At 44.0% G+C, this 12,289-nt stretch carries 11 protein-coding genes; 2 read left to right on the plus strand and 9 right to left on the minus strand.

Annotated features, from left to right (window positions below):
* Positions 1-223: 223 nt before the first annotated feature.
* Together nspC and ACMUMQ_RS05855 are read left to right on the plus strand one after the other, a co-directional pair.
* Positions 224-1,321: a carboxynorspermidine decarboxylase gene (gene nspC, locus ACMUMQ_RS05850; protein ID WP_414681071.1), complete on the plus strand. Its 1,098-nt coding sequence runs from the start codon at positions 224-226 to the stop codon at positions 1,319-1,321.
* 33 nt (positions 1,322-1,354) lie between these two features.
* Positions 1,355-2,593, plus strand: a complete 1,239-nt coding sequence (locus ACMUMQ_RS05855) for a saccharopine dehydrogenase family protein (RefSeq protein WP_414681072.1) — start codon at positions 1,355-1,357, stop codon at positions 2,591-2,593.
* Between the two features lie 126 nt (positions 2,594-2,719).
* On the opposite strand, the gene ACMUMQ_RS05860 is transcribed toward ACMUMQ_RS05855, so the two are convergent.
* The 9 genes from ACMUMQ_RS05860 to ACMUMQ_RS05900 form a co-directional block, all read right to left on the minus strand.
* Complete coding sequence (locus ACMUMQ_RS05860; protein WP_414681073.1) at positions 2,720-3,316, minus strand: PqiC family protein; 597 nt, start codon at positions 3,314-3,316, stop codon at positions 2,720-2,722.
* Between the two features lie 16 nt (positions 3,317-3,332).
* Complete coding sequence (pqiB, locus tag ACMUMQ_RS05865; RefSeq protein WP_414681074.1) at positions 3,333-4,979, minus strand: intermembrane transport protein PqiB; 1,647 nt, start codon at positions 4,977-4,979, stop codon at positions 3,333-3,335.
* Complete coding sequence (locus ACMUMQ_RS05870) at positions 4,976-6,250, minus strand: PqiA/YebS family transporter subunit (protein ID WP_414681075.1); 1,275 nt, start codon at positions 6,248-6,250, stop codon at positions 4,976-4,978. The genes pqiB and ACMUMQ_RS05870 overlap by 4 nt, the downstream gene beginning before the upstream one ends.
* 69 nt (positions 6,251-6,319) lie before the next feature.
* The gene (locus ACMUMQ_RS05875; RefSeq protein ID WP_414681076.1) at positions 6,320-7,183 is read right to left on the minus strand and encodes an LEA/WHy family protein; all 864 of its coding nucleotides are present in this window, start codon (positions 7,181-7,183) and stop codon (positions 6,320-6,322) included.
* Positions 7,184-7,217: 34 nt separating this feature from the next.
* Positions 7,218-8,219: a hypothetical protein gene (locus ACMUMQ_RS15850; RefSeq protein WP_527195807.1), complete on the minus strand. Its 1,002-nt coding sequence runs from the start codon at positions 8,217-8,219 to the stop codon at positions 7,218-7,220.
* Positions 8,220-8,293: 74 nt separating this feature from the next.
* Complete coding sequence (locus ACMUMQ_RS05885; RefSeq protein ID WP_414681077.1) at positions 8,294-8,434, minus strand: hypothetical protein; 141 nt, start codon at positions 8,432-8,434, stop codon at positions 8,294-8,296.
* Between the two features lie 138 nt (positions 8,435-8,572).
* Entirely contained in the window at positions 8,573-9,610 is a 1,038-nt protein-coding gene (gene rluF / locus ACMUMQ_RS05890; RefSeq protein ID WP_414681078.1) for a 23S rRNA pseudouridine(2604) synthase RluF, read from the minus strand.
* Positions 9,611-9,849: 239 nt separating this feature from the next.
* Positions 9,850-10,746 (minus strand): DMT family transporter, encoded by an 897-nt coding sequence (locus ACMUMQ_RS05895; RefSeq protein WP_414681079.1) that lies wholly within the window; start codon positions 10,744-10,746, stop codon positions 9,850-9,852.
* A 68-nt stretch (positions 10,747-10,814) separates the two neighbouring features.
* Positions 10,815-12,281 (minus strand): FAD-dependent oxidoreductase, encoded by a 1,467-nt coding sequence (locus ACMUMQ_RS05900; RefSeq protein ID WP_414681080.1) that lies wholly within the window; start codon positions 12,279-12,281, stop codon positions 10,815-10,817.
* Positions 12,282-12,289 lie beyond the last annotated feature (8 nt).

Raw genomic sequence — 12,289 nt, forward strand, 5'->3', positions numbered from 1 at the left:
GACAAGCCCAGTTGGTGAAAGCCAGCTGGGCTTTTTACTGTCTAATAACGAGTGATAAAAGAGGCTTAAGATTGAGTTATTTCATTCACGGTAAATTCTTTTAACAAAGACACATATTACTTGAGCTTTGGATGATTAATTTCTTTCTGATACTTTGATTTTAGCTAGAAAAAGCCCCCTCCTTTCTCTAAAATACAGCGCTTTAACTTGTGGGCAGATTGCCATGATTAAGACTCCTTATTACCTTATCGACAAAGCCGCACTTCTCAAAAATCTTGAGAAAATTGCGTATGTTCGTCAGCAATCTGGCGCGAAGTCTCTACTCGCTCTGAAGTGTTTTGCAACTTGGTCTGTTTTTGACCTTATGCAGGAATACATGGATGGCACAACGTCTTCTTCTTTGTATGAAGTGAAACTGGGTAAAACCAAGTTCCAAGGGGAAACTCATGCCTACAGCGTGGCCTATGCGGATGATGAAATCGCAGAAGTGTTAGAGCATTCCGATAAAATTATCTTCAACTCCATTGGTCAGTTCACTCGCTTTAAAGACGCCAGTGAAGGCAAAACACGCGGTCTTCGAGTAAACCCTCAAGTGAGTACATCTGAGTTTTTAATCGCCGATCCAGCGCGTCCATTTAGTCGTCTTGGCGAATGGGACCCAGAAAAAATCGAAACCGTGATCAATGACATTTCTGGTTTTATGTTCCACAACAATTGTGAGAACGATAACTTCGACCGTTTCGATGAAATGCTTACTCTGATCGAGGAGCGTTTTGGCCATCTTATCCAAAAAGTGAAATGGGTCAGTTTAGGTGGCGGTATTCACTTTACAGGCGAAGGTTACCCAATTGACCAATTCTGCCAACGCTTGAAAGCCTTTTCAGAAAAATACGACATTCAAGTCTATTTGGAACCAGGCGAAGCCTCGATAACTAAGAGTACAACGCTGGAAGTGACTGTTTTAGATACCTTGTTTAACGGTAAAAACTTAGCTGTGGTAGACAGTTCCATTGAAGCCCACATGCTGGACTTATTGATCTACCGTGAAAATGCTAAAATGGCGCCTTGCGATGGCGAACACGAATACATGATTTGCGGAAAGTCCTGCTTAGCAGGAGATATTTTCGGTGAATTCAAATTTAAGCAAGCATTAAAAGTGGGTGACCGTTTGTCTTTTGAAGACGCTGCGGGTTACACCATGGTAAAGAAAAACTGGTTTAACGGCGTAAAAATGCCTTCTATTGCCATACGTCAATTGGACGGTAGCATTGAACTCGTTAGAGAATTTGATTACAGCGACTTTGAACAGAATTTATCTTAATTCTGTCCGACTCAAACCTTGGAGAATAGTTTAATGAAAAAGAATGTCCTAATTATTGGCGGCGGAGGCGTGGCTCGTGTTGTAGCCCACAAATGCGCCCAACACAATGACACACTGGGCAATATCGCAATTGCTTCGCGCAGCGTTACGAAATGCGACGATATTGTATCCAGTGTCCTCGACAAAGGCAGCATGAAAGTAGAGGGCCGCATTCAAGCATTCGCCCTAGACGCTCTTGATGTTCCAGCCACTGTAAAATTGATCAAAGAAACTGAATCTGAAATCGTGATCAATGTGGGTTCTGCTTTTATCAATATGTCTGTATTGGAAGCATGTATCGAAACGGGTGCTGCTTACCTAGACACAGCGATCCACGAAGACCCAGCAAAAATTTGTGAAACACCACCTTGGTACGCAAACTACGAATGGAAACGCCGCGATTTATGTAAAGACAAAGGCGTAACCGCAATTCTTGGCGTAGGTTTTGATCCAGGTGTGGTAAACGCGTACGCGGCACTTGCGTACAATGACTATTTCGACACAGTTAGCGATATCGATATTATCGACATCAACGCGGGCAACCACGGCAAATACTTCGCGACCAACTTTGACCCAGAGATTAACTTCCGTGAATTTACCGGTCGTGTTTACTCTTGGCAGAATCGCGCTTGGCAAGAAAACAAAATGTTCGAAATCAGCCGAACAGACGATTTGCCAGTCGTTGGTAAACAAACTGCTTACATGACAGGCCACGACGAAGTTCACTCTTTGTCTCAAAACCTAGACGTGCCAAACGTACGTTTCTGGATGGGCTTTGGTGAGCATTACATCAATGTTTTCACTGTATTGAAAAGCCTAGGTTTGCTTTCTGAGCAACCAGTAAAAACCGCTGAAGGTTTGGAAGTTGTTCCTCTTAAAGTGGTTAAAGCGGTTCTTCCTGATCCGTCTTCTTTGGCTCCAGACTACACAGGTAAAACCTGCATCGGTGATGTTGTGAAAGGCATCAAAGACGGCAAAGAGAAAGAAGTATTCATCTACAACGTGGCGGATCACAAAGATGCGTACAACGAAGTAGGCAGCCAAGGTATTTCTTACACTGCGGGTGTTCCACCCGTTGCAGCGGCCATCCTTGTTGCTAACGGCACTTGGGATGCAAAAGAAATGCGCAACGTAGAACAGCTTGATCCAAAACCTTTCCTAGGTTTGTTGAACGAGATGGGCTTACCGACTCGCATTAAAGATGAAGACGGCGACCGCCCTTTCACTCTTTAAAAACGAACGTCTAACGTTACGTTGAAGCAAAAAATAACCCCGTCATTCTTAGAGTGACGGGGTTATTTTTTATCTATTCAATGCTTAACTTTATCTATTCAAATTCTACTTTGTGCAATGATGAAACTATTGGTTCAAGGTCTGCGCGATGTTGTTCGCCATTGGGTCTATCACATCGTTAAACCAACTCTCTGATAAAGCCTGCACCATAGCAGCATAACCGTCCGATGTTAGGCTCTCTGTCACATAAAAGGTTTCAGAGGCAGACAGCACACCTGATGCAGACATCAACTGCCAACGTCCAGAAATATGAACCATGCCTTTTAAGTCGGCATAAAAGTCATCCACTTCTATGTTCAAAAGTGCAATGGCCTCCGCTGGTAATCTTTGACCACCAAACCAAGTCACATTTGGCAGGGCTTTTTCTAGGCGTTGTTGAGTCAATCTCGTCAATTGTGGCGACAAGGTTTCCGCCCATAAATTATTCGCTGACCTATGAACTTGGCCTTCTTCTGTGACTAACACGATTTCATTGCCTGCTAAATAATTCGCCACGGAAACAGGCATTATCTGTACAAACATATCTTCTGTGGCTCTAGTTTCCACCTTCATAATGTCGGCATCTATCAGCAAGTATTCGTTGCTTGGCGGTGTTGTACTCGCACAAGCTGTCACCAAGCCTGCAAGCATTAGAGTTAAACAAAGTCGCCATTTCATCATCATAATTTTTGTCTCTTTTCTATTTCGCTGCTTTCGGTTCAATGTCCGATCGTGTCTGACTGTCAAATATCAAAGTACTTGGGTTCTCTCTCAATTGACGTAACAAAGGTTGAAGCTCATTCAATGCTCGACCTAACGACACCATGTTTTCTCTTAATGGTCGGCCGATTTGTCCATTGGCTTGGTAAGTTTCTAAAGTCAGATTGAGCTCTGCCATCACCGCAGAAATGTCTTCAGGTAATTGCTGAGTTTCTGACTTTTCAAGCAACAAGGTCACGGTTTCGCTCATTTCTTGAAGCTGACGCAATGTTTGATTTGCTTCACCCATGGTTTGCCCAAGCTGCTCAAACGCGTCTTTAAGCGGCACTTCTGCTAAGTTATCCAATAAATTAGACACCTTACTTTCAAGATTGGCAAAAGAGTCTGGCCCTGTTGGAAAGACCTGATACCCTTCTAACTCTTGAAGCTCCGCTGCTGGCGGGTTATCCATGAAATCAAGGCTAATCACTTTGGCAGCATTCAAATAGTTACCGATTTCCAATCTTGCTCTCAGGCCTTTTTCGATTCGATCTTCCAGCAAGGCTTTCCATTGTTCTACTGACTGCCCTTCCGGCACACTAAAAGCGTTCAGGCGTTGTGGCTCAATACGAGCAAGCACCGGAATCACTGGGCGATCTTGAGACGCTAATGCATCAACAGATAAACCATTAAACGGCACTTCTAATACGCTTCCTACTCTCACGCCTCGGAACTCTACATCAGCACTCGCGGCCAAGCCACTCACGTTAGAGTCGAACAAGAAGACATACTCCGCAGCTTGCTCGTAAAAATGATTATCCGCATCGGTTTTGGAAGCGAACAAGGTGAAAGCTGTTAAGTCTTCTACCGGTGTTCCAGATGTTTTCCCTTTGCCTAAACCAAACGAAATACCGCCAGATAAGAAGGTTTCCAAGGAATCCAACTTCACTTCAAACCCTTGTACTGAACTTCTAAAAGACAAACCTGGCGTTATCCAAAACTGCACCGAGTTGTTAACTAACGCATCGTAAGGAGGCTGTACAACAATACGGTAAGTAATGGCTCCGGTGTTGGTATCAAAGCCGACTTCTTCCACGTAACCCACTTCATAACCGCGAAAATGCACCAAGGTTCCAACATCCAACTTTGCGCTGTCCATACTGTGCAATAAGATACGAATGCCTTCTTCGTTATTCGATAAAGGCGGTTGACTCAATAAAGTAAAACTCTCGCTTTCTCGCCCTTGCTCACCTGGCGACATATCAATATAAGCACCAGACAATAAAGTCCCCAAACCACTGACGCCATCTTTTCCGATACGCGGTTTCACCACCCAAAACTTAGCATCTTCCCGTAACATGCCTTGAGTGCCTTGATTCATTCGGACTTTAATAATGGCGTTGTCGTAATCATCGCTCAAACGGATATCAATCACTCGCCCCACATCGACATTTCGGGCTTTCAGCTTTGTCTGGCCTGCTTCTAAGCCGTCTGCGTTTGACGCGACCAAGGTAATAATCGGGCCTTGGCTCGACCAATTCTGATACAACATCCAACTGGCAACCAGAATCGCCACAGTAGGAACCAGCCAAATAGAGTTAAAATGCACTCGTCTCAGGCTTTCGATATTTTTGCGCTCTTCCATCATTCTACTTCCTCTGACAAAGACAACTTCACTTCTCTGTCTTTGTCCCATAATAATCGTGGATCAAACATCATCGCGGCTAACATGGTCAAAATGACCACAGCGGCAAAAGACAATACGGCGGGGCCGGGTAAAATTGAGATCAAATTCCCCATTTGTACTAAGCCAGTCAAAACGGCAACAACAAAAATATCTATCATTGACCAGCGCCCAACTACTTCCGTCATTCGATATAACTTAATTTTTTGCTGTGTTTCACGCTCTGTCGGCTTGTATGACTGCCAACACAACCAACTGAGTGAAAATATCTTTGCAAGAGGTATGACAACACTGGCGAGAAAAATCACCAAGGCGACAGGATAAGATCCCAAAGACCAAAGTAAAAAAACGCCACCCATGATAGTCGATGGTTCAGAGCCGCCTAAAAACGTCGTCTGCATAATAGGAAAAACATTCGCCGGAACAAACATGATAATAGCGGCAATCAAAAAAGCGATGGTGCCTGTCAAACTATTAGGGCGGCGACTATGAATCGAATGGCCACAACGACTGCAATGCTTGGCATGACCTTGTTGCGTTGCCCCACAAAAGTGACAGCCTATTAAATCTTCTTCCACTGCTGTGGTATTTTCAGCGCTGATAACCTGCTCTGGCCCCGGCCCTGCGACTTTATTCCACAACCAACGTCGATCTACCAAACTGATGGTTTTGACCAACAAAACCACATAACCGCAAAAAGCCCAAAAGGATAAACCCAGTTCAATATCGGCAAGGCTGTTCATTTTTACTAGAGCCACCAAAGCCCCAACGAGAAATACATCCACCATTAGCCATGGCTGAATACTAATCACCCAACGGGTAAAGTAACGCTTTAAGGCACTATTAATATTGTTATGTATAAAGGACCAAATTAAACAAGAAATAGCGAATAAATACGCGGCAGGAAAAACAAACAGCGCCAGACAAACAATCGCACTCAAGATTAAATAATCTTGCTGAATCAATACGGTTACGACATTAAACAAGGTAACACTGCGTTCAGCACCATTGGTGGAAAAGCCCAGAAAAGGGAAAATCAGCGCCAGTGCCAACATGAGAAGTGCCGATCCGGCAGTGCCTAAAATTCGCCCATAAGCATGTTCATGTACATTCAACAGAACATGCTGACAACGCTCACACTTAAAACGCTCTCCCCCTTTTAACGGCGGAATGCGGTGCAGCAAATCACACTCTTCACAAGCAGTCACTGTTTCATAGAATGACGAATAACGCATACCTTCCCAACATGCTTTCTAAACAACCACTTCTATAGGTAACATAAAAATATGACAAATAATCTCACTCTAACGATTTAACGTTTGTTGAGTTTGGTATTGCAGCGGCGTGGACTTCCAACCATCAATACTGGTATCAACATCTGCACCAATACTCACATCCACATTAATTGGATCAGAACTGGTCATCAAACGATATAGACTCATTCCCATGTCACTCATGCCAATAGACAAAGGAATGGTGAGTCCGCGTTTTTCACCTTGTGGTAAGTCGATGGCTTTTATATTGCCTTGCCCGATTGGCTTGCCTTCTATCGCCAACGCATAGTTCAAGTTGTTTAGATTAAGGTCAAACACATTCGGATTGGTGACCTCCAAATCGACACTCACTTGAGCGCCACTTAGGCCAATTGAATCCAGATTGAAGTTTTTCACTTCCACTTCTGGTTGCTTAGGAACAGGTAAAACACCTGTATAATCAACAGGTATATCAATATCGCCTAGAACAGGTAAGTTAATCGCGACCTTACCTTCAATACCATAATCGACTTCGGCTTTATCGCCCAATCCACTGACACTAGCGAGCACTTGGTCAAAGGTTAAAGTCACTGGCAACGTCATGTTATTGCTGCCTTTTGCTGGTAAAGACAAGCTTGCATCAGGCTGAGCAATGGTTGCTATCTTGCTCTTGTTAATCATTAAATCCAGATCAAATCCAGCAGTATTCAGCTTGAACGAGTTTGGGTTAGCGACATTTACATCCACCAGCAAGGTTACTGCGTCAGTGGATAAATCTTTAATAGACACGCCTGTCACGGAAGCTTCTGGCTTTTTCACATCCAATGTTTTTTGTAACGCGGAACAGCCCGATAGAAACACCACCAAAGCAATGAAAAATAATCGACTCAACCCCAAACCCTTCTGAAAAGACATACTCAATCCTTCACTTTAAAACATTTCTAATTGTTTATTTTTTGACAACTTCTGGCACAGAAGCTTGAATAAATTCCGGCAGAGCAAGCACCAGTTTCGCTCTCATTTTCTGCCAATAAATAGACAGTAATAACAAACAAGCGCCCATTACCACGCCCGTCACGGCAAAGCTGTAACCAATACCACCATAGCCTTCGATCAAGCTCGACAGCGCGTAAATCACATACACCAATGACGACACCATAAAAGCACGACGATCAATGGAAATCGACACCAAGGTCATAAACACATACAACAACACAATCATGAGCATATTCGCGAAGCTGTCATTCCCTTCTAATACGCCAAGGCTTGAAAAGATAGGATGAATAATCAAAGGAGCCGATAAAAGGTGCAGCCAAAATGCCACATCGGATTTTCTGGTTGTGCGGGTTCTATCGGACGAATCCCAATACATAGCGCATACAAAAGCAATGCAACCGCAGAAGAAAACCGTCGCCATTAAAATGCTCGTACTTGCTGGAAAAATACTCACAACGACAGAAGCCAACAAGGCCAAAGCCGCTCCTGTTCCCACAGCAATCGTGACAGGCACTTTGAAACGTCGCCAATGTAAATACGCCGCCAGAGTAGATAACGCTGTTGAAATAACCGGTGTTGACGTCAACACACTGCCAAACAAGGCTTGTGAAAAAGCGAATACGCCACCGACAAACGCCAGCAGCAACACAATCGCAGGCAGTGCCATTTTACGTTTTAAAATGAAGACTTCCGCCAATCCCCAAGATAAGCCAGCAAACACCAAGTAGCCTAAAACGTCACTTACGGAGCCCACTACCCAAAGAGATGAAAAAAGTAATAAGGCGCAGGCAATCACAATAAAAATATCGTTAAAACCACCCACTAAGCGAAAGTTCTCTTCATCCACTGCAGGCGAACCATTGGATGATGACACCATGTTACGAAATGCCGCTACGGACTCAGGCGAGAAAACCTTTTTCTCAATCGCCCGATTTAAATCTTCATCTGTGTACATAACATCCTTTAGAACTGAGATAAGACAGGTTCAATCCAATATAAAAAAGGAACACCGAAGCATTCCTTTTTCACTTATTTATGGCCTGCAGCCGCACCGCCACCATGATTTCCACCATGACTATGCGGTCCACCCGGCATAAGTACGCAAGCAGTTACGCTAAAAGATAAGACAACAAAAAATACAGGTCGTGCTAAAAACTTAATCATTTTCATAAAAAACCTCCTTATAAAGATTCAAAAACCAATAATAAAAGCCTAAGAATAGGGATACAAATCCAGACTTTTAAATACCTTCAAATATCCTTAGTACGGAACAAAAGCCCCATAAAACTTACATAATTTAGCTCAAGCCTAAGCTTTTCTGCCCTTTGGTGGACGCTGCCCTTTGCCTGCTGGCTTGCCTCTTCCAGAAGGCTTGCCGCCATTTGGCTTACCACCGCTAGGAAACTTGCCATTTCCCGCTGGCTTTTTTGAATCACCAAATGGGCGTTTGTCTTTTCCTTTGGAAGATCCCGAAGGTTTTCGATCATCAGGTCTAGGATGCTTAGTATTGCCTCTTGGGGCTTTGGGCTTTCTCCCATCGCCAGACGTTTTAGCGGGATTGTTTTTGGATGGATTGTTTTTACGTGGCGCATTGCGAGACTTTTTCGCTGGCGCGCTACTTTCTGACGAAGAGTCTTCTACGGCTTTTAATAAAACCGCCAGCTCTTTCTGGGTTAGATCTCGCCATTCGCCAACGGGTAAACCTTTGAGGTTCACATTCATAATGCGTGTGCGTTCGAGCTTCATGACTTCGTAGCCAAAATGTTCACACATACGACGAATCTGACGATTTAATCCTTGCACCAAGGTGATATTAAAGACGTTGGCCGCCACCTTTTTCACTGGGCATTTCTTCGTCATGGTGCCTAGAATAGGCACACCGCCAGCTAAACCTTGGATAAAATCGTCCGTGATTGGTTTGTTCACCGTAACTAAATATTCTTTTTCGTGATTGTTACCCGCACGCAGCACCTTGTTTACAAGATCGCCATTGTTGGTCAAAAAGATCAAACCTTGGGAATCTTTATCCAAGCGGCCAATAGGAAAAATCCTCACGCCGTGGCTAACAAAATCAACAATGTTATTTCGCTCAGAGCTTTCTGTTGTACTGACAATCCCAACCGGTTTATTCAAGGCAATAAACACAAAATCATCTGCATCTTGTGGTTCAATCAACTGACCGTTTACTCTTACCGTATCGCCCGCCATGACTTGATCGCCAACTTTGGCGCGTTTGCCATTGATAAAAACATTGCCTTGCTCAATAAAGCGATCGGCATCTCGGCGAGAGCAAATACCGCTTTCACTGATGTATTTATTTAAACGGGTGGAGGAAACGTTAAACATAGAGTGTCGTCTTTTATCTGTTAGAAAATCGTTTAAAAAGCCAAAAACGAGAATGGCCGTATTATATAGGAAACCATGACGACATTTTAGAAGAGAAGAAAACTAATCCACGAATATTTCTGTTCTTTATTGATGGGGTCGCCAATAGGACACGTCTACATTTGAAAGCCAAGGAACACAGACATTCACTTGGTTGTTCTTTGGCATGGAATGACATTCATGAGCAAAGCCATAAATGCTTATAAGGTTTTACGTTTAGAACGGATAAATATCGATCTAACCTGAGGCCAACGGCTAGTTAACATAGCAATAAAGACCAAAAAGCAGCCAATTGTCTGCCCTATCGTCATTATTTCATTGAACCAAAGCATGGCAAAAATCGCCGCCCAAACCGGCTCTAAATTCAAAATCACCGCACCATGACTCACGGGCGCTAAACTCATAGCATACATTTGTAATAAGTATCTCAAACTGGTTGAAATTAATGCACTGCATAAAAGCCAACCCATAATATTGATACTAATACCCGACGGTGTACCTTCCACAAATAAAGACACGATTAATAGCAAAACACCCGTTGTTGTCAGCTGAATACTCGTTAACACCAAAGCGTGCATACTAATCAGAAAGCGAGATAACAGGTTAAGCTGAAAAGCGACACAAATCGCCGTTCCTAAAAAATACAAATGAGAAATTTCCAGCTCTAAACCATCGCTGAGTGCTAAAAAAGCGAGCCCCAACACAGCAATGGGTAACGACAACCAAATACTTAATGTTGGGCGATCACCAAACAGTAACCGACCAATAAAAGGAACGAAAACAACACCAAGGCAGGCTATAAAAGCCCCAACACCCAGATTCGAACTTTGTTTGAGACCCATAATCCAAAATAGCATGGCCATCGCCATAACCGCGCCAATTAAGATAACAGGAAATACTTCACGCCATTGCACACCGTGGAAATACTTTTTCCCGATAAGCAATAAAGCACCGCCCCCAATTAAAAAGCGCATAGCGATGAAAAATAAAGGCGGCATTCCGGCGAGAGACTCTTTTGAAAACACCCAACCAAGTGCCGCAAAAATAGTCACCAATATAAGAAGCAGTTCTGCTTTAAACGCAAAATTTTGATTCAAAATGTATCCTTACTTATTTTTATAATTGATAAAGAATCTATCTAACAAAGAACTCTGTGTCACCTTTCCTATACATTGTCTCTTTTTAAGCAACGACCTCTCGGTTCGTCCCCTTCGTGCAACACAAGATCCGAATGCAAAAACTCAGCGGCTTCAGCTGAACCTTCTACTTTCACCGCACTTCGTTCTAACATCTCAGCTTCAAATTCAGTTAAGACGCTTTTTCTCAAACCAGCTTCTCGCCATTGAGACAAAGACCAGCACCCCTTGGTAATACTTCTTGCCAAGGCCAATGCGTCCAACAAGGCTTGGTTCGCGCCTTGACCTTTGAATGGGCTCATTGGATGCGCAGCGTCTCCAAGCAAGGTGACGTTATTGCCTTTTTCTAACCGTTCCGATGTGAGTAACTCACGATCATAAACAGGATATCCAGATACTTGCGCAGCTTTTGTTGCAGATAAGATTTGAGGAATAGGAGCATGCCATTGGGTTCGTCGACAGGCTTCTTCTTTCAGCGCTTCGGGGCCTTTTGCACTCAATGCTTTGGCATCCTCTTCTGACATAGGAAAACTCAGCTGCCACATCACCGAATCCGCAGCATACGGCATCATGTAGATTCGCTCGTTGCCATTAGCTGTTTGGAATACCGTTGCTGAATCCAACAAATCACTTTCAACGCCTTCAAGCTCACTCAAAGGACAAATCCCTAAGATGACAATGCAACCTAAGTAACGCAAAGGCGTTGTCTCTTCGCCAATCAACTGCTTACGCACCACACTGCGAATGCCGTCTGCTCCGACCACCAAATCCGCCTTGGCTCGCTTCTTTTCACCATGAACAAGAAACGTCAATTCAACGCCGTCTTTGTTATCCGTAAAATCGAGCAGCTGATGATTCCATTGCACGCTAGCATGACCTTCCAACTGCCCAAGTATGGCCAAACGCAAAGATTGACGAGCAATGTGCATATTGGTTCGTTTTGGCGATGCTTGTCTTGATGGTTGTGGATTTGTAGCGTCATCGGACTGCATCCATTTGCGCATGCCCCATTCGCCTACGACTTTTCCTTCTGGGGTATGAACCAAGTGTCTTGTGGACACAACACCGTCTTTTAACGACGTAATGCCCAAACCTTCAACCGCTCTTGTTGCTTGCTGCAAGGTCAACCCATAACCCTGAGAGCGAGCATCAAAACCACTGTCTCGTTCATAAAGAGTAAAAGGAATACCGCGGTGTAAGCAGGCTACAGCCAAAGCCACGCCACCAATGCCTCCGCCAATAATGGCAATATGAGGATAGTTGTCACTCTTGGAAGACGGTGGGTTTAGCGCAGGTAACACTCCCGTTCCTGCACACTTTGAACAAGACTCAAGATGACCTTTAGGACGCACTGGCTCAACGCCTTCACCGCCCGACTTTTCATATTCGGCCAGCTGTTTTAGGTAAAGCAAACGCACTTTTTTACGGAGTCGTCGACTGCGTTTCCCCTGCCCCTGACAATCAGAACACGCTTCCCAGCTCGCTTCTTTATTCACTTTTTACA

The sequence above is a fragment of the Marinomonas algae genome, from assembly GCF_047525555.1.
Lineage (GTDB): Bacteria > Pseudomonadota > Gammaproteobacteria > Pseudomonadales > Marinomonadaceae > Marinomonas.